Annotated in this window: 14 protein-coding genes and 1 tRNA gene; 8 read left to right on the top strand and 7 right to left on the bottom strand. The window is 72.9% G+C overall.

The window, feature by feature from the left end; translation table 11 throughout:
- Nucleotides 1-136: 136 nt before the first annotated feature.
- On the top strand, nucleotides 137-730 hold the full coding sequence (locus J7E93_RS14230) for a histidine phosphatase family protein (protein ID WP_215069199.1): 594 nt from the start codon (nucleotides 137-139) through the stop codon (nucleotides 728-730).
- Nucleotides 731-782: 52 nt separating this feature from the next.
- Here the strand turns inward: J7E93_RS14230 and J7E93_RS14225 are convergent, their stop codons facing one another.
- Nucleotides 783-2,069 (bottom strand): tetratricopeptide repeat protein, encoded by a 1,287-nt coding sequence (locus J7E93_RS14225; RefSeq protein ID WP_215069197.1) that lies wholly within the window; start codon nucleotides 2,067-2,069, stop codon nucleotides 783-785.
- 221 nt (nucleotides 2,070-2,290) lie between these two features.
- Between J7E93_RS14225 and J7E93_RS14220 the strand changes: the two genes are divergently transcribed.
- Together J7E93_RS14220 and J7E93_RS14215 are read left to right on the top strand one after the other, a co-directional pair.
- Complete coding sequence (locus J7E93_RS14220) at nucleotides 2,291-2,728, top strand: hypothetical protein (protein ID WP_215069195.1); 438 nt, start codon at nucleotides 2,291-2,293, stop codon at nucleotides 2,726-2,728.
- A gap of 49 nt (nucleotides 2,729-2,777) precedes the next feature.
- On the top strand, nucleotides 2,778-3,653 hold the full coding sequence (locus tag J7E93_RS14215) for a spermidine synthase (protein WP_215069194.1): 876 nt from the start codon (nucleotides 2,778-2,780) through the stop codon (nucleotides 3,651-3,653).
- A 19-nt stretch (nucleotides 3,654-3,672) separates the two neighbouring features.
- Here J7E93_RS14215 and J7E93_RS14210 read toward each other — a convergent pair whose 3' ends face one another.
- The gene (locus tag J7E93_RS14210) at nucleotides 3,673-4,239 is read right to left on the bottom strand and encodes a hypothetical protein (RefSeq protein ID WP_215069192.1); all 567 of its coding nucleotides are present in this window, start codon (nucleotides 4,237-4,239) and stop codon (nucleotides 3,673-3,675) included.
- 78 nt (nucleotides 4,240-4,317) lie between these two features.
- Here J7E93_RS14210 and J7E93_RS14205 point away from each other — a divergent pair, with 78 nt between their 5' ends.
- From J7E93_RS14205 to J7E93_RS14185, 5 genes are all read left to right on the top strand, one after another.
- Complete coding sequence (locus tag J7E93_RS14205) at nucleotides 4,318-5,028, top strand: response regulator transcription factor (RefSeq protein ID WP_215069190.1); 711 nt, start codon at nucleotides 4,318-4,320, stop codon at nucleotides 5,026-5,028.
- Nucleotides 5,025-6,449, top strand: a complete 1,425-nt coding sequence (locus J7E93_RS14200) for a HAMP domain-containing sensor histidine kinase (RefSeq protein ID WP_215069188.1) — start codon at nucleotides 5,025-5,027, stop codon at nucleotides 6,447-6,449. Before J7E93_RS14205 ends, J7E93_RS14200 begins: the two co-directional genes overlap by 4 nt.
- Before the next feature lie 165 nt (nucleotides 6,450-6,614).
- Complete coding sequence (locus J7E93_RS14195) at nucleotides 6,615-8,120, top strand: cellulose binding domain-containing protein (protein ID WP_215069186.1); 1,506 nt, start codon at nucleotides 6,615-6,617, stop codon at nucleotides 8,118-8,120.
- Between the two features lie 227 nt (nucleotides 8,121-8,347).
- A complete protein-coding gene (locus tag J7E93_RS14190) occupies nucleotides 8,348-11,002 on the top strand; it encodes a cellulose binding domain-containing protein (protein ID WP_215069184.1) in 2,655 nt (884 codons plus the stop codon).
- Nucleotides 10,987-12,333, top strand: coding sequence for an endo-1,4-beta-xylanase (locus J7E93_RS14185; RefSeq protein WP_215069182.1), 1,347 nt, complete (start codon nucleotides 10,987-10,989; stop codon nucleotides 12,331-12,333). Before J7E93_RS14190 ends, J7E93_RS14185 begins: the two co-directional genes overlap by 16 nt.
- On the opposite strand, the gene J7E93_RS14180 is transcribed toward J7E93_RS14185, so the two are convergent.
- From J7E93_RS14180 to J7E93_RS37065, 5 genes are all read right to left on the bottom strand, one after another.
- Nucleotides 12,320-14,218 carry a rhamnogalacturonan lyase gene (locus J7E93_RS14180; protein ID WP_215069180.1) on the bottom strand — a complete coding sequence of 633 codons (1,899 nt, stop codon included), beginning with the start codon at nucleotides 14,216-14,218 and terminating at the stop codon, nucleotides 12,320-12,322. The genes J7E93_RS14185 and J7E93_RS14180 overlap by 14 nt on opposite strands.
- A 118-nt stretch (nucleotides 14,219-14,336) precedes the next feature.
- Nucleotides 14,337-14,409, bottom strand: a tRNA-His gene (locus tag J7E93_RS14175).
- A gap of 105 nt (nucleotides 14,410-14,514) precedes the next feature.
- Nucleotides 14,515-15,117 carry an oligoribonuclease gene (gene orn / locus J7E93_RS14170; protein ID WP_215069179.1) on the bottom strand — a complete coding sequence of 201 codons (603 nt, stop codon included), beginning with the start codon at nucleotides 15,115-15,117 and terminating at the stop codon, nucleotides 14,515-14,517.
- 127 nt (nucleotides 15,118-15,244) lie between these two features.
- Nucleotides 15,245-16,414 (bottom strand): helix-turn-helix domain-containing protein, encoded by a 1,170-nt coding sequence (locus J7E93_RS14165; RefSeq protein WP_215069177.1) that lies wholly within the window; start codon nucleotides 16,412-16,414, stop codon nucleotides 15,245-15,247.
- Between the two features lie 427 nt (nucleotides 16,415-16,841).
- Complete coding sequence (locus J7E93_RS37065) at nucleotides 16,842-17,210, bottom strand: hypothetical protein (protein ID WP_251066542.1); 369 nt, start codon at nucleotides 17,208-17,210, stop codon at nucleotides 16,842-16,844.
- Between the last annotated feature and the right edge of the window lie 114 nt (nucleotides 17,211-17,324).

Raw genomic sequence — 17,324 nt, 5'->3', positions numbered from 1 at the left:
CGTGTGTTCCCCCTCGGCTTCTTCCTGGGGGACGCCGGACGGGGTGAGGGGGTTGCCCGCGCGTGGCCGTGAATTCATGTGGGCGATGATGAGAGGGCACCCCGATACACAGCCTCGCTGAACCTGGAGAGCCTTCATGGCACCGCGCATCCTGCTCGCCCGGCACGGTCAGACCGAATGGTCGCTGCTCGGCCGTCACACCGGCAGGACCGACATCCCGCTGCTCGACGAGGGCCGGCGCGGCGCCAAGCTGCTCGGTGAGCGGCTGCACCGGGCGCCGTGGAACGGCCTGCCCGATCTGGAGATCCGCACCAGCCCGCTGGCACGCGCGCGTGAGACCTGCGACATCGCCGGATTCGGCGAGCGGGCGCGCGAGTGGGACACGCTCATGGAGTGGGACTACGGGGCGTACGAAGGACTGACCCCGGCCCAGATCCAGGAGCTGCGGCCCGGCTGGCTGCTGTGGCGCGACGCCGTCCCGGAGGGCGAGAGCCTCGCCCAGGTCTCCGCGCGGGCCGACGAGGTCGTGGAGTGGGCGCGGTCGGCCGAGCGGGACGTGCTGGTCTTCGCGCACGGCCACATCCTGCGGTCGATCGCGGCACGCTGGCTGGGCGAGGACCTGGGCTTCGGCGCGCGGATCCGCCTCGACCCGACGAGCCTCTCCGTCCTGGGCTGGGCGTACGGCGCGCCGGCACTGGAGCGCTGGAACGACACGGGGCACCTGGAGTAGGGCCACGGCCGGTCGCGCGCCGCCCCCCGACGGAGAGGGCGCGCCATCCGGCTCAGGAGGTGGCGAGGACCCGTCGGGTCTCGGCCAGCATGCGGCGGATGCGGCTCGACTGGACCTCGCCCAGCGAGTCCACCACCTTGCGCGCCTCCACCGCGGCCTCGTCCCGGCGGCCGGCGTGGGCCAGGTCGCCGGCCAGTTGGGCGCGGTAGAGGGCGAGGTTGCGGGCGAAGTGCGGGTTCTGCAGGACCGTCGCGCGGTGCGCGTGGCGGGCGGCGCGACCCCACTCGCCCAGCAGCGACCAGCACTGGGCCTCCAGGGCCTCCAGCTCCGGCTCCCCGAAGAAGGTCATCCACTCCGGATCGCTGTCGCCGCTGCCCCGGGCGAAGTGGGTGTGCGCGCGGCCGAGGGCCTGCTCGCAGGCGGTCCGGTCGCCGAGTCCGGCCCAGGCCCCCGCCTCCCGCAGGGAGAGCAGCGAGAGCAGCCGGGCCGAGGAGAGCGGCTGCGCCGCCCGCAGCCCCGCCTGGGCCGCCCGGACCGCCTCCCGGTACCGGCCGTCGTCCCTGGCCAGGAACGAGGTGTTGCAGAAGGCGTGCGCCTCCAGGGCCGGATCGCCGGCCACGCGCGCGGTGGCGAGGGCTTCCGCGTAGTGCGAGCGGGCGTCGTCGAGGCGGCCCGAGTCGTGGGCCAGCCAGCCGACGGAGATGGCCAGTTCGCCGGCGCCCGCGTGCAGCCGGTCCTCGGTGGAGCGGCGGGTCGCGACGCCCGCGTCGAGCAGGGCGTACGCCGCCCGCAGCGGCTGAGCGGCTGCCTTGTAGAGCCCGTCGGCGCCGTGCCGGTCGTCGAGCAACCGGATCTGCCGTACGGCTTCCTCGACGGCCCTCACCTCGGGCTCGCCGATCCTGTGGGTCCCCCGAGGGGCGGGGATCGCGGCGGCGGTGCCGCCGAGTCCCAGCGAGGCGGCCGCCACGGTGGCGGTGCCGCTCGTCATGAATGCGCGACGCAGCACGTCGCTCTCCTCATCGTTCCGGGTCGTGATGGCGGTGGGGGGCGGGGCCCCGGCCGTGGCGGCGGGCCGTCGGCCGCGTACCGCCTCCCGTGCCGAGAAGCCCAGGTCCGCCAGGCCGAGACCGGGGAACATGTGCAGGAACACCCGTTCGTAGGCGTAGTTGGGGCAGCGGATCTCGCCCGCCTCCACGCGTCCGATGTAGCGGGCGTCGCAGGCCACCTGCTCGCCGATCTCCCGCGCCGCCCGGCGGACCGCGGCGGCGAACTCCGCCGGCGAAAGCTGCCCGCGGAGCCGGCGGAAGGCGAGATTGGGAACTGCCCGTGACATCGCCATGGCCGAGCCCTCTCCTGTGCTGCCGGTGTTCCGGCGGCAAGAACGTACCTGCTGTCACCGGACGCGTACGCAGAGTTTGGCTACAAATCGGATATCTCACGCGTGATCTGCCATGAACTGCCATCCTTTGCGGCGGCGTGCCGCCGTAGCCGTTGACGCGCACGGGCGTTGAACCATGCGGAGAGACGGAACGTGTCTTCTCAGGAGCGAGGAGGGTCCCCTTGTTGGAGATCGGATCGCAGTCGACCGAACGCCATGCACCCACCCCGGACGCCGGCGCCCCGCACGGCGAAGCCTGCGACCTGGTGACCGTGCCGGTCCGACAGGGCCTGGAGGCCGTGGACATCCTGCGCCGAGGCGGCGCCCCCGTGGTCGGCCCGGTGCTGCACGACGGAGCCTGCGACACCCTCGGCTTCCTGGTCCCGCCCGGCACGGCCGCGGGCTGGGACATGCCGGGCAGCGCCTGTACCCAGACCTCGGGGCGGGGGCTGCGCATCCCCGAGCTGCCGGAGCTTCCCGAGCCCGCCGGTGACGCGCCCCGCCCCGCGGGCTGGCTGCTGCCGCCCGGCGACACCGGCGAGGTCACCGACCCGGCGGTGCTCCGGGAGGCCCTGGGCCAGGCGGCCCGCCTGATCGAGGCGGCCGACGGCTGCCGCTGACCGCCGCGTCCCGAGCTCGTCGGGCGGGGTGTCGGCGCGAGCGCCGATAATGGGGCTCGTGGCCAGGAACAAACAGCGTGAACGGGCGGCAGCCGCCGCCGCCGTCGTCGAGACCGTCGACGGCGGGCTCGCGGAGCTCATACCCGACCGGGAGCGCCCGCGCGGCTGGACGCTGCTGATCGACGGCGCCCCGCAGTCGCACGTCGATCTCGACGACCCGGCCCATCTCTCCTTCGAGTACCAGCGGCGCCTCGGCCACATCGCCGACCTCGCCGCCCCGCCGAACCGGCCACTCCAGGCCGTCCACCTCGGCGGCGGAGCCTTCACGCTCGCCCGCTACATCGCCGCCACCCGGCCCCGCTCCACCCAGCAGATCGTGGAGCTCGACGGCCCGCTGGTGCAGCTCGTCCGCAGGGAACTCCCGCTGGACTCCGGTGCCCGGATCCGCGTCCGCTCCACCGACGCCCGGGCCGGACTCGCCAAGGTGCAGGACGGCTGGGCGGACCTGGTCATCGCCGATGTGTTCAGCGGCGCCCGCACGCCCGCGCACCTGACCAGCACGGAGTTCCTCACCGAGGTCCGCCGGGTGCTGAAGCCCGGCGGTTTCTACGCCGCCAACCTCGCCGACGGCCCGCCCCTGACGCACCTGCGCGGCCAGATCGCGACCGCCGCGACCGTCTTTCCCGAGCTGGCGCTGACCGCCGACCCGGCCGTGCTGCGCGGCCGCCGCTTCGGCAACGCCGTGCTGCTCGCCTCCGACCGCGAACTGCCGGTCGCCGAGCTGACCCGCCGGGTGGCGACGGACCCGCACGCCGGGCGGGTGGAGCACGGCAGGGCGCTCGCCGACTTCACCGGGGGAGCGGTCCCGGTCACCGACGCGAGCGCCAGGCCCTCACCCGTACCGCCGGCGTCCGTCTTCCGCTAGAACCTGTCCGGGGCCTGTCTCAGGTCCTGCGGTCCTCGATCTCCACCCGTGGTGCGGTGTCGTGCCACACGCAGAAGACCGACAGTTCGCGGCCGTCCCTGGTGAACGTGACCCGGATCCAGGTCGGCTGCTTCCACACCTGCATCTGCCAGCCGGACGCGGGGGTCGCCGAGACCAGTTCGGCGGAGGTCTCGCCCAGGTCGAAGACCACCCGGCCGCCGTCGACCGGGTAGCTCTTGACCGTGCTCCCGGCGGTGGCGTCGCCGTCCGGCCGCTTCGTGGCGGTGGGCCTGTGCGACGGGGGCGAGGACGGGGACGTCGTGGGGGCGCCGGCCGTCCTCGCCGGGGAGGGCGTCGGTGAGGAGGTGGGGGAGCCGGCCGGGCGCCCGGTGGGGGACGCCGACGGGCCGCCGCTCGTGGCGGCCGTTCCTTCGCCGCTGCCGGCCGGAATGGGGAGCGCGCGCGGCGGGTCGTAGACCGTACCGGCCAGCACCGTGTGCACACCCCACCACGAGAGCGTGACCGCCGCGCCGGTGGCGAGCGACCACGCCATGGCGTGAACAAGTCCTCTTCGCATCCGGGCCATAGTGCACCACCGTGCGCACCGTCGAAGCGGAGGGTGGACCTTCCCTCGCCGTCCCCCGTATGGCGTACGGTGCGGGCCATGGCAAGTGTGCTCGTGGTCGAGGACGACCAGTTCGTACGCTCGGCCCTCATCCGGCATCTGACCGAGGCCTCCCACACCGTACGGAGCGTCGGCACGGCCCTGGAGGCGCTGCGCGAGGTCGCCCATTTCCGTTTCGACGTGGTCGTCCTGGACCTCGGACTGCCCGATCTGGACGGGTCCGAGGCGCTGAAGATGCTGCGCGGCATCACCGACGTACCGGTGATCATCGCGACCGCGCGGGACGACGAGAGCGAGATCGTCCGGCTCCTCAACGACGGGGCGGACGACTATCTGACCAAGCCCTTCTCCGTGGAGCACCTGTCGGCGCGGATGGCCGCCGTGCTGCGGCGGTCGCGGGCCGCCGCGGGAGAGGCGCCGCCGTCGCGGGTCATCCGGGTGGGCGGTCTCTCGATCGACCCGCTGCGGCGGCAGGCGGAGCTCGACGGTGCCGGGCTCGACCTGACCCGCCGGGAGTTCGACCTGCTGGCCTTCCTCGCCGGCCGGCCGGGGGTGGTCGTGCCGCGCAAGGAGCTGCTAGCCGAGGTGTGGCAGCAGTCCTACGGCGACGACCAGACCATCGACGTCCATTTGTCGTGGCTGCGGCGCAAGTTGGGCGAAACGGCCGCCCGGCCCCGCTATCTGCACACCCTGCGCGGGGTGGGCGTGAAGCTCGAACCGCCGCGGGAGCCCCAGGAGACACAGCGGTGAGATGGGCGCTCGTCAAGGTGTCGCTGGCCGTCACCGCCATGGTCGTCGTCGCCTTCGCCGTCCCGCTCGGCCTCGTCGTCAAGGAGATGGCGCGCGACCGCGCCTTCTCCAACGCCGAACGGCGCGCCGCCGGGCTCGCGCCCGTGCTGGCGATCACCACCGACCGCGAGGAGCTCGACCGGGCGGTGGCCACCACCGAGGACGGCGCCGCCGGGCGGATGGCCGTCCATGTCCCGGCCGCCGACGAGCCGGGCGGGAAGGCGCTGGAGATCGGCACCCGCCGGGCCGGCGAGGAGGACCTGCGGACCACCCGCCGACTGGGCCGGGCCACCATCGCCGAGGTGACCGGCGGCTCCGTGCTGCTCCAGCCCACCGCGCTGAGCTCCGGACAGGTCGCCGTCGTCGAACTCTTCGTCCCCGAGGGCGAGGTCTCCAACGGCGTCGCCACCGCCTGGCTGGTCCTCTCCGGTGTCGGCATCGCCCTGATCGTCGGCTCCGTCGCCGTCGCCGACCGGCTCGGCGTCCGGATGGTCCGGCCCGCCCAGCGGCTCGCGGGCGCCGCCCACGACCTGGGCGAGGGCAGGCTCGGCGCGCGCGTCCCCGAGGAGGGGCCGCCGGAGCTCAAGTCGGCCGCGATCGCCTTCAACTCCATGGCCGACCAGGTCGTCCAGCTCCTCGCCAACGAGCGCGAGCTGGCCGCCGACCTCTCCCACCGGCTGCGCACGCCGCTGACCGTGCTCCGGCTCAACGCTGCCTCGCTCGGCTCCGGTCCGGCCGCCGAGCAGACCCGCGCCGCCGTCGAGCAGCTGGAGCGCGAGGTCGACACGATCATCCGTACGGCACGCGAGGCGAAGCCCCAGACCCACGCCACCGGCCCGGGTGCCGGCTGCGACGCCTCCGAGGTCGTACGGGAGCGGATGGACTTCTGGTCCGCGCTCGCCGAGGACGAGGGCCGCAAGGTACGGGTCGCGGGCATCGAGCGGCCGGTGCGCATCCCGGTCGCCCGGCCCGAACTCGCCGCCGCCCTCGACGCGCTGCTCGGCAACGTCTTCCGCCACACCCCCGAGGGGACGGCCTTCTCCGTCGACGTCCACAACGGCGACGACGCCGTCATCGTCCTGGTCTCCGACGCCGGCCCCGGCATCCCCGACCCGGCCGCCGCGCTGACCCGGGGCAACAGCGGCCACCGCGACGGATCCACCGGTCTCGGCCTCGACATCGTGCGCCGGATGGCCGAGTCCACGGGCGGTGACGTCCGTATCGGCCACTCGGTGCTCGGCGGTACGGAGGTCCGCATCTGGATCGGGCTCGACGGGCGCCGCTCCGGCGGTACGGGAGGCCGGCGGGGCCACCGGGTGGGCCGCCGCAGGCGGGGCGGCGCGGGCACCGGCGTGGGTGCCCGGCGGGGCGCCGGGGCCTGATCCGGAACCCGGCCGGAGGGCCGAACCTTTCGCCCTCCCGATGGCTTCCTTAAGCGGAGCCTAAGAATCCTCAACCCTCGCCCACTCGGGGCATTTGTCCGGATCCCGCTCGCTAACGTGCTGCCGCACCCCACCCCACCCCCGGCACGCAGAGGCAGGCACGCGATGGGCACCAGTTCGCACCGGCGCAGGGCGAGCGGCAGCACCAAGGCCGTCGGCGCCGTCGTCGCCGCCGCGGTGATCGGCGGCGCGGCCTTGGCGCTCACCGGCACCGCGCAGGCCGCGGCGGTCGGCGCGGCGTACACCAGGACGAGCACCTGGACCGGTGGCTACACCGGCCAGTACGTCGTCACCAACGAGACCTCCAGCGTCCGGTCGGGGGGCTGGACGCTGGAGTTCGACCTGCCCGCCGGGACGACGATCGGCTCCCTGTGGAACGGCGAACACACCGTCTCCGGGCAACACGTCACCGTGAAGCCCGCGAGCTGGAACAAGGAGCTAGCCCCCGGCCAGTCCGTCACCGTCGGCTTCGTGACCTCGGCGACCGGCGAGGCCGACGACCCCGCCAACTGCCTCATCGACAAGGCCTCCTGCTCCGTCGGCGGCGCCACCCCCACGCCCAGCGGCCGTCCCACCGAGCAGCCCACCGCCACCGCCTCCCCGAGCACCTCGGCGACGCCCGGCGCCACCCCCACGGCCGCTCCGAGCCAGACCGCCACCGCGTCCCCGACGCCCACGCCCACGGCGACCGCCACCGGCACTCCGGGCACCCCCGGCGCGGCCGCCACGTACGCGCCCTACATCGACACATCCCTCCACCCGGCCTACGACATGCTCGCCACCGCCGACACCACGGGGGTGAAGGAGTTCAACCTCGCCTTCATCACCTCCGGCGGCGCCTGCGCCCCGCTGTGGGGCGGCGTCACCGACCTCGCGAACGACAAGGTGGCGTCCCAGATCGGTGCCCTGCGCGCCAAGGGGGGCGACGTCCGGGTCTCCTTCGGCGGTGCCGCCGGTCACGAGCTCGCCCTGAACTGCTCGACCTCCTCCGCCCTCGCCGCCGCGTACGGCAAGGTGATCGACCGGTACGAGCTGACCAAGGTCGACTTCGACATCGAGGGCGCGGCCCTGCCGGACACGGCCGCCAACACCCGCCGCTCGCAGGCCATCGCGCAGCTGCAGAAGTCCCACCCCGGCCTGAACGTCTCCTTCACCCTGCCGGTCATGCCGGAGGGCCTGACCCAGCCGGGTGTGGACCTGCTCGCCGACGCCGAGAGGAACGGTGTCCGGGTCGACGCCGTCAACATCATGGCGATGGACTACGGACCGGCCTACAGCGGTGACATGGGCCAGTACGCGATCCAGGCGGCGACCGCCACCCAGGCCCAGATCAAGGGGGTCCTCGGCCTCTCCGACGCGGCCGCGTGGAAGGCCGTCGCCGTCACCCCGATGATCGGCGTCAATGACGTGACGTCCGAGATCTTCACGGTCGGCGACGCCACCCAGCTGGTCGACTTCGCCAAGTCCAAGGGCATCGGCTGGCTCTCGATGTGGTCCGCCACCCGCGACAAGCAGTGCGCGGGCGGCGCGGTGAACCACGCGGACCCCACCTGCTCCTCGATCCTCCAGCAGCCGCTGGCCTTCACCAAGGCGTTCTCCGCCTACAAGTAGCCACCCCTCAGGAGCGGTTCCCCGGAGCCCTCACCCTCCCCCACACGCGCGCCCCGGCCGGTTCCACCCCACCGCCGACCGGGGCGCGCTTCTCCATGGGATCCCCGAGGCCTTCCCCGCCTCCCCGCGCCCGCGTCGAACGTCTTCGACGGGGCACGCATCTTGACCGTGTTCTGACAGCGGTCCAATAGTGGGAGCGCTCCCATACCTGCTCCGAGGGGATCTCCATGCGCACAGGACGACATCGAACAGGCCGATATCTGGCGGCGGGGCTCGCCCTGGCCGCCGGCCTGCTCACGGGCGCGGCGCCACCGACCACCGCGGTGGCGGCCGCATCGGTCGAGGCCCCGGCCGCCGACACGTACAGCTGGAAGAACGTCCGGATCGACGGCGGCGGCTTCGTCCCCGGCATCGTGTTCAACCGGACCGAGAAGAACCTGGCCTACGCCCGTACCGACATCGGCGGCGCCTACCGCTGGGAGCAGTCCACGAAGACCTGGACCCCGCTGCTCGACGCGGTCGACTGGGACCACTGGGGCCACACCGGAGTCATCGGCCTCGCCTCCGACTCCGTCGACCCGGACCGGGTGTACGCCGCCGTCGGTACGTACACGAACGACTGGGATCCGGGCAACGGCGCCGTGCTCCGCTCCGCCGACCGGGGCGAGAGCTGGCAGCGGACCGACCTGCCGTTCAAGCTCGGCGGCAACATGCCCGGCCGGGGCATGGGGGAGCGGCTCGCGATCGACCCGCACAAGAACAGCGTGCTCTACCTGGGCGCGCCCAGCGGCAAGGGCCTGTGGCGCTCCACCGACTCCGGCGCCACCTGGTCACAGGTCACCGCCTTCCCCAACCCCGGGAATTATCAGGCGGATCCGACCGACACCAGTGGCTACAACTCCGACAACCAGGGCATCGTCTGGGTCACCTTCGACGAGTCCACGGGCACGGCCGGCGCGGCGACCCGGACGATCTACGTCGGTGTGGCCGACAAGGAGAACGCCGTCTACCGCTCCACGGACGCGGGCGCCACCTGGACCCGGCTGCCCGGTCAGCCCACCGGGTACCTCGCCCACAAGGGCGTGCTCGACACGGTCAACGGCCACCTCTACCTCGCGTACAGCGACACGGGCGGCCCCTACGACGGCGGGAAGGGCCGGGTCTGGCGGTACGCGACGGCCACCGGCGAGTGGAAGGACATCAGCCCGGTCGCCGAGGCCGACACCTTCTACGGCTTCAGCGGGCTGACCGTCGACCGGAAGAAACCCGGCACGGTCATGGTCTCCGGCTACAGCGCCTGGTGGCCCGACACCCAGATCTTCCGCTCCACGGACAGCGGCGCGAGCTGGACCAAGGCGTGGGACTACACCTCGTACCCGGCCCGCGCCAACCGCTACACCATGGACGTCTCCTCCGTGCCCTGGCTGGCCTGGGGCGCGAACCCGGCACCCCCCGAACAGAGCCCGAAGCTGGGGTGGATGACCGAGGCCCTGGAGATCGACCCGTTCGACTCGAACCGGATGATGTACGGGACGGGCGCCACGCTCTACGGCACCGAGGACCTCGGCCGGTGGGACAGCGGCGGCACCTTCACCATCAGGCCGATGGTCCAGGGCCTGGAGGAGACCGCCGTCAACGACCTCGCCTCCCCGGCCTCCGGGGCGCCGCTGCTCAGCGCGCTCGGCGACATCGGCGGCTTCCGCCACACCGACCTCACCAAGGTCCCCTCGATGATGTTCACCGGCCCGAACTTCACCAGTACCACCAGCCTCGACCACGCCGAGACCGACCCGAACAGGGTGGTGCGGGCCGGGAACCTCGACGGCGGCCCGCGGATCGCCTTCTCCACCGACAACGGCGCCACCTGGTCCGCCGGGCAGGAGCCGTCGGGCGTCACCGGCGGCGGTACGGTCGCGGCGGCCGCCGACGGCAGCCGCTTCGTGTGGAGCCCGGACGGTACGGGCGTGCACACGGGAACGGGGGCCGGGAGCGCGTGGACGGCGTCCAGCGGCATTCCGGCGGGGGCGGTCGTCGAGTCCGACCGGGTGCGGCCGAAGACGTTCTACGGCTTCCACTCCGGCACCTTCTACGTCAGCACCGACGGCGGCGTGTCGTTCACCGCGAAGGCCACCGGCCTCCCGGCGAAGGGGAACGCCCGCTTCAAGGCGGTCCCGGGCCGGGCCGGCGACATCTGGCTCGCGGGCGGTGCGACCGACGCGGCCTACGGCCTGTGGCACTCCACGGACGGCGGCGCGACCTTCACCAAGGCCGGCGGGGTCGAGCAGGCCGACACCATCGGCTTCGGCAAGGCGGCGCCCGGCGCCACCTACCCCGCCCTCTACACCAGCGCGAAGATCGGCGGCGTACGCGGCATCTTCCGCTCCACGGACGCGGGCGCGAGCTGGGTCCGCATCAACGACGACGCCCACCAGTGGGGTTGGACGGGAGCGGCGATCACCGGCGATCCACGGGTCTACGGGCGGGTGTACGTCTCCACCAACGGCCGGGGCATCGTGTACGGCGACACCTCCTCGGTCGAACAGCCGCCGCCCACCGGGGGGACGGGCTGCGCGGTCATGTACAAGGTCACCCACCAGTGGCAGGGCGGCTTCCAGGCGGATGTGACGCTGAAGAACACCGGCGGGGCGGCCTGGAACGGCTGGAAGCTGGGCTGGACGTTCCCGGACGGGCAGACGGTCACCCAGATGTGGAACGCCGTGCCCGGCGGGAGCGGCGCGACCGCCACCGCGCAGAACGTCAACTGGAACGCGGCCGTCGGCGCCGGTGCCTCGGTCTCCTTCGGCTTCACCGGCAACGCGTCGGGCGTGAACGGCGTACCGACGTCCTTCACCCTGGGAGGTGCCCCGTGTTCCGTCGTCTGAGCGCATCCGTCGCCCTGCTCGCCGCCGCCCTGACCGCGACGCCCGCCTCCGCCGCCGACGCCCCGCTCCGGGACCTGGCAGCGGCCCGGGGCGTCTACCTCGGCACGGCGGTCACCGCCTCCCGACTCACCGGCGGGTACGCACAGATCGCCGGGGCCGAATTCGGATCGGTCACCCCCGGCAACGAGATGAAGTGGTCCTCGGTGGAACCCACCAGGGGCACCTACGACTGGTCCGGCGCGGACCGGGTCGTCGCCTTCGCCGAGGCGAACGGCCAGGAGGTGCGCGGCCACACCCTGGTCTGGCACAGCCAGCTCCCGTCCTGGCTGACCGGCGGCAGCTTCACCGCCGACGAACTGCGCCGGATCATGACCGACCACATCGCGGTCGAGGCCGGCCGGTACAAGGGCCGGATCGACCACTGGGACGTCGTCAACGAGCCGCTGAACGACGACGGAACGCTGCGGCAGTCGCTGTGGGCCAAGGCACTCGGCGAGTCCTACATCGCCGATGCCTTCCGCGCCGCCCGGGCCGCCGACCCGGCGGCGAAGCTGTACCTCAACGACTACTCCACCGACGGCATCGGCGCGAAGAGCGACGGCATGTACGCCCTGGTCGAGCGGCTCCTCGCGCAGGGCGTGCCGATCGACGGCGTCGGCTTCCAGGCCCACCTCGTCCTCGGGCAGGTCCCGGTCACCCTGGAGCCGAACCTCCGCCGCTTCGCGGACCTCGGCGTGGACGTCGCGATCACCGAGCTCGACATCCGCATGCAACTGCCCGCGACCGAGGCGAAACTGGACCGGCAGAAGGCCGACTACGCCTCTGTGCTCCGCGCCTGCCTCGCTGTCACCCGCTGCGCGGGCGTCACGGTCTGGGGCTTCACCGACGCCGACTCCTGGATCCCGGACTTCTTCCCCGGCGAGGGCGCGGCGACCCCGTACGACGAGAACCTCGCCCGGAAACCGGCGTACGACGGGATCGCCGAGGCGCTGACGCCGGTCGGGAACCCGCCGCCGACGGGGACCGCGTGCGCCGTGACGTACACGGTGCAGAGCCAGTGGAACACGGGCTTCACCGCCCAGGTCACCGTCCGCAACACCGGCACGACGGCGCTCGACGGCTGGCGGACCGAGTGGGGTTACGGGTCCGGGCAGCGGGTCACCCAGGCCTGGAACGCCACCGTGACCCAGACAGCGGCCCGGGTCACGGCGGCGAGCCTCTCCTACAACGCCTCGGTGCCGCCGGGCGGTTCGGTGAGCTTCGGACTCAACGGCACCTGGTCGGGGACGAATCCGCCCCCGACCGGCCTCTCCTGCGCTACGGGGTCGTGATCAGCGGACGCGGGGCGGTCCGCATGCCGCCGCCCAGGTAGAAGCTCGGGTGCGGGGGCTGGTTGTAGGCGGTGTTCTGCCAGGCCAGCCCCGTGCGGTACATCGTGTCGTGCAGCAGGGTCGTGATCCTCGTCCCGGTCTCGTGCGGGGTGGAGTAGATCCGCAGCGCCCGGTTGTCCGCCGTACGCCACACGACCTCCTCGCGCCAGTCGCCGAGGATGTCACCGGAGAGCGCCGGAGTCGCCTTCGTACCGTTGTTGGAGGCGACCGAGGCGCCGGTGAGCAGCCGGGTCTCGCCCCCCGTGCCGTACTTGTCGATCCTGGTGCCGTCGAGGAGTTCGCGGGTGGTGTCGCCGTCCCACCAGTTCAGGAAGTTGGCGGACGACGGCTCACGTCCCTTGGCGGCTCCGGCCTCGTCCCGTATCGACGTGTCGGAGGAGGACCACACCTCGGCGCCGTCGTTCCCCGCCCAGATGTCCCCGGCGAGCCCGCGCCCGTTGTCGCAGCAGGCCGCGAGCCGCCAGCGGACGGCCCCGTTCGCCGGGTCGACGTACAGCTCGGCGGGCTGGGAGGCCGACTCGGACACCTTGAAGTACTCCAGGCCCGCCGTCGACGGGTCGAGGTCCCCGAGGTGCTGGGCGTCGCCGTGGCCGGTCCTCGTCGTCCACAGGCCGTTGCCGTTGTCGTCGACGGCCATCGACCCGTACACGATCTCGTCCTTGCCGTCGCCGTCCACATCACCGACGGACAGACTGTGCGAGCCCTGCCCGTCGAATCCCTTGCCGGCGTTGGTGGAGGAGCTGCTGTCGAAGGTCCAGCGCCGCGTGAACCGGCCGTCGCGCCAGTCCCAGGCCGCGATCACGGACCGCGTGTAGTAGCCGCGCGCCATGACGAGCGAGGGCCGGGCGCCGTCCAGGTAAGCGGTTCCGGCGAGGAACCGGTCGACCCGGTTGCCGTAGCTGTCGCCCCAGGACGAGACGGTGCCGCGGGCCGGTACGTAGTCGGTGGTGCCCATCGCGGCTCCGGTGAGCCCGTTGAACATGGTCAGGTACTCGGGCCCGGCCAGCACGTACCCGCCGCTGTTGCGGTGGTCGGCGGACGCGCTGCCGATCACCGTGCCGCGCCCGTCCACGGTCCCGTCGGCGGTCTTCATCGCCACCTCGGCTCTGCCGTCGCCGTCGTAGTCGTACACCTGGAACTGCGTGTAGTGCGCGCCGGAGCGGATGTTGCGACCGAGGTCGATCCGCCACAGGCGGGTGCCGTCGAGCCTGATCCCGTCGACGATCGTGTTGCCGGTGTAGCCGGACTGCGAGTTGTCCTTGGCGTTGGTCGGCTGCCACTTCAGGACGAAGTCCAGCGCGCCGTCGCCGTCGAGGTCGCCGACGGAGGCGTCGTTGGCCTCGTAGGTGTACGCCACCCCGTCGGGTGTCGTGCCGCCGGCCGGGGGAGTGATCGGGACGTCCTTGTACCCGGTGCGGAACTGCACCGCGTGGACGGAGTCCGCCTGCTCGACACCGCCGACGACCGCGCGGACGGTGTAGTCGGCGTGGTTGGGCGCGCCGGCGTGGAAGTAGTTGGTGGACGCGGTGACGGGGGTGGCGTTCACCTTCGTACCGGCCCGGTACACGTTGAAGGCGACGGTGTCCGGGTCGGTGCCCAGCCAGCGCCAGCTCACCAGATTGCCGGTCCCGGTGTGGACGCTGACCACGCCCCGGTCGAGCCGCTCGGCCTGCCGCGCGACGGCGGCGGACGCCGTGCCGGTGGTGGTGGTGACGGTGAGCCCGACGCCGGCGAGGACACCGGCCGCCAGGGCGGCCGCCGCTCTGCGCCGTGCGGTACGACGGGTGGGGCGACGCGTGGGGCGAGGTGGCTGCGGGTGCTGCACGAATCCTCCTGCGGGGAAGAGAGACGTTGCGTACCTCACAGTCGCCGCCCGGCCGGGATCCGTTGCCGACCATGCGACAAGGCCCCGGTTCCGAAGAACCGGGGCCTTGACCCTCAAGGGTGAGTGACGGGACTCGAACCCGCGGCATCCTGGACCACAACCAGGTGCTCTACCAGCTGAGCTACACCCACCATGACCGGCGGTTTTCCCGAAGGTTTCCCCGACCGGCCGAGAAGAAGTCTACAGGGTCCGAGGGGGTGCTCGCGCCCGCATTCACCGCGGGCGCGAGCGCGGGCTCATTCCGCGGGCAGGACGTGACGCGCGGCGATCCGCTTCGCGGTGTCCGAGTCCGGTCCGGGCTGCGGGACGAAGATCGCCTCGCGGTAGTAGCGCAGCTCGGCGATGGACTCCCGGATGTCGGCGAGCGCACGGTGGTTGCCGCTCTTCTCCGGACTGTTGAAGTACGCCCTCGGGTACCAGCGGCGGGCCAGCTCCTTGACCGAGGAGACATCGACGATCCGGTAGTGCAGGTGGCTCTCCAGTGCGGGCATGTCCCGGGCGAGGAAGCCGCGGTCGGTGGAGACCGAGTTCCCGCACAGGGGCGCCTTGAGCGGCTCCTTGACGTGCTCGCGCACATAGGCGAGGACCTGGGCCTCGGCGTCGGCGAGCGTGGTGCCGCCGGGCAGGGCGTCGAGGAGGCCGGAGGACGTGTGCATCCGGCGCACGATCTCAGGCATGGTCTCCAGCGCCGCGTCCGGCGGGCGGATCACGATGTCCACCCCGTCGCCGAGCACGTTCAGTTCCGAGTCGGTGACCAGTGCGGCCACCTCGATGAGTGCGTCGTCCGTCAGCGAGAGCCCGGTCATCTCGCAGTCGATCCACACCATGCGATCGTTCATGCGTCCTACCTTATGGGGTCGGTCGGGCGGCGGACCCGCGTCGTGGCGGCGCCTCGCACGCCGACGGGCGCCCGGGATGGTGTTCCCGGGCGCCCGTCGTTCGGTGCGCGGCTCGTGGCGAGCGGTTCTACTGGGCGCTCCGCTGGCCCGGCAGGGCCGCCCGGCCGGACGCGTACATGTCGGTCTGCGGCTTGCCCTGCTCCAGCGGGCCGCCGGGGCGCCGTACGCCCGGCGACAGCTGCGAGGGCACGACCGGGTCGAGCACCGTCGTCGCCGTCTCGGCCTGCGGGCGCCGGGCCCGGTAGGCCGCCCGGTAGGCCGCCGGCGAGGAGCCGAGCTGGCGCCGGAAGTGGCCGCGCAGCGCCACCGGGGAGCGGAAGCCGCAGCGCCCCGCGACCTCGTCGACCGAGTAGTCGGAGGTCTCGAGCAGCCGCTGCGCCTGCAGCACCCGCTGGGTGATCAGCCACTGGAGCGGGGCGGAGCCCGTCAGCGAGCGGAACCGGCGGTCGAACGTGCGCCGTGACATGTACGCACGGGCGGCGAGCGTCTCCACGTCGAACTGCTCGTGGAGGTGCTCCAGCGCCCAGGCGACGACCTCCGCGAGCGGGTCGGCGCCGATCTCCTCAGGTAAAGACCTGTCGAGATAGCGCTCCTGGCCGCCGCTGCGCCGCGGCGGGACGACCAGCCGGCGCGCCAGGGCGCCCGCGGCCTCCGTGCCGTGGTCCGTCCGCACGATGTGCAGGCAGAGGTCGATTCCGGCCGCGGTCCCGGCCGAGGTCAGTACGTCCCCGTCGTCGACGAAGAGCTCCCGCGGGTCCACGTGGACCGACGGGTAGCGCTTGGCGAGCGTCGGTGCGTACATCCAGTGCGTGGTCGCCGGCCGGCCGTCCAGCAGTCCGGCGGCGGCCAGCACGAACGCCCCGGTGCACAGCCCGACGATCCTGGCCCCCTCCTCGTGCGCCCGGCGGAGCGCGTCGAGCGCCTCCGGCGGCGGCGGCGAGGTGATCGACCGCCAGGCCGGCACGACGACCGTGCCCGCCCGGCTGATCGCGTCCAGGCCGTACGGCGCGGTCAGTTCGAGCCCCCCGGTGGTCCGCAGCGGGCCCTCTTCGCCGGCGCACACCAGCAGCCGGTAGCGGGGCACCCCGGCGTCCTGCCGGTCGATCCCGAACACGGAGAGCGGGATGGAGCTCTCGAAGATGGGGCCGCCGCTGAACAGCAGCACCGCGACGACTTCGCGACGGCGGCGCCCGGAGAGTTTCCGTGCGGCCTCCGGCGCGGCGGAGTCCTGGCTCATGACGCTAAGCCCCCCTCGGTGTTCGCGTCTCCCTGGTCCTGTCGCTCCTGCACGTTTCCCCTCGGTTTTGCACGAGACCCCAGTCTTCGATACCCATGATCGAATCTACTGTGTTCCGTGGCGCCGGCGTGACAAGTTCTCCATCCGGCACATTGTCGACAAGGCAACTTGGCGCGAAGCATTCGATCACGAAGCGTTCCACTCGGGAGCCGCGCAGGGAAGTGCGCCGTGCGTGCATGGCCCGTCCCCGTAGGGTGTGCGCGCCCGCCGCGGGGCTTTCATGCCTGGTGGCAACGGGGTTGGGAGACCATTCCGTCAAGGAATCGCCCGTGAGTGGAAGTTGGCTGAAAACCTACGGGTGTGGGTGTACGAACCTGTCAGCTCCACGAGGGGTATGTCAGGTCGGGCCGGGTCTCGGCGGCGGGTGTCAGCCGGGGCGCCGGTTCCGGGCGCCGTGCGAGTGCCGGGCGGGACGCCCCGTCGCCTCGGCGCGCAGTCCGCGCTCCGAGCGGCGCAGCAGCACCCGGCAGACCGCCGTCACCGCGACGAGTCCGAGGGCCGTGCCCGCGGCCCCGCCCAGCGAGGTGCCGTAGACGACGAGGACCACCGGGACGAGGACGCAGCAGAACGACGCCCAGCGGACGACGTCCCCCGCCGACTCCGCGGCCGGACCGCCCGCGCCCCCCGCGGGCTCCGCCGCCGACGGCCGGCCCGGGGCGCGGCGCCGGCCGCGTGCCGGGGTGGGGACGGAGGCGGGGGCGGAGGTGTGGGCGGCGGTGGCCGTTGGTGCGGGCACGGGCGATCTCCCTGCGACGGTGGGGTGGACCTGTGGGAACGAGGAGCGGAACGTTCCGGTCACTGCGCGGAGCGTCCGTTCGGCCCCCGTACGGACACCTGTAGGACACAACCG

Origin of the sequence: Streptomyces sp. ISL-36, from assembly GCF_018614205.1 — a bacterium.
Lineage (GTDB): Bacteria > Actinomycetota > Actinomycetes > Streptomycetales > Streptomycetaceae > Streptomyces.
This window is presented reverse-complemented; position numbering and strand designations above follow the sequence as displayed.

Excerpts from the sequence above, each read along its gene's own strand:
- J7E93_RS14230 (WP_215069199.1), top strand. The coding sequence starts at position 137 with ATGGCACCGCGCATCCTGCTCGCCCGGCACGGTCAGACCGAATGGTCG.
- J7E93_RS14225 (WP_215069197.1), bottom strand. The coding sequence starts at position 2,069 with ATGGCGATGTCACGGGCAGTTCCCAATCTCGCCTTCCGCCGGCTCCGC.
- J7E93_RS14215 (WP_215069194.1), top strand. The coding sequence starts at position 2,778 with ATGGGGCTCGTGGCCAGGAACAAACAGCGTGAACGGGCGGCAGCCGCC.
- J7E93_RS14210 (WP_215069192.1), bottom strand. The coding sequence starts at position 4,239 with ATGGCCCGGATGCGAAGAGGACTTGTTCACGCCATGGCGTGGTCGCTC.
- J7E93_RS14205 (WP_215069190.1), top strand. The coding sequence starts at position 4,318 with ATGGCAAGTGTGCTCGTGGTCGAGGACGACCAGTTCGTACGCTCGGCC.
- J7E93_RS14195 (WP_215069186.1), top strand. The coding sequence starts at position 6,615 with ATGGGCACCAGTTCGCACCGGCGCAGGGCGAGCGGCAGCACCAAGGCC.
- J7E93_RS14190 (WP_215069184.1), top strand. The coding sequence starts at position 8,348 with ATGCGCACAGGACGACATCGAACAGGCCGATATCTGGCGGCGGGGCTC.
- orn (WP_215069179.1), bottom strand. The coding sequence starts at position 15,117 with ATGAACGATCGCATGGTGTGGATCGACTGCGAGATGACCGGGCTCTCG.
- J7E93_RS14165 (WP_215069177.1), bottom strand. The coding sequence starts at position 16,414 with ATGAGCCAGGACTCCGCCGCGCCGGAGGCCGCACGGAAACTCTCCGGG.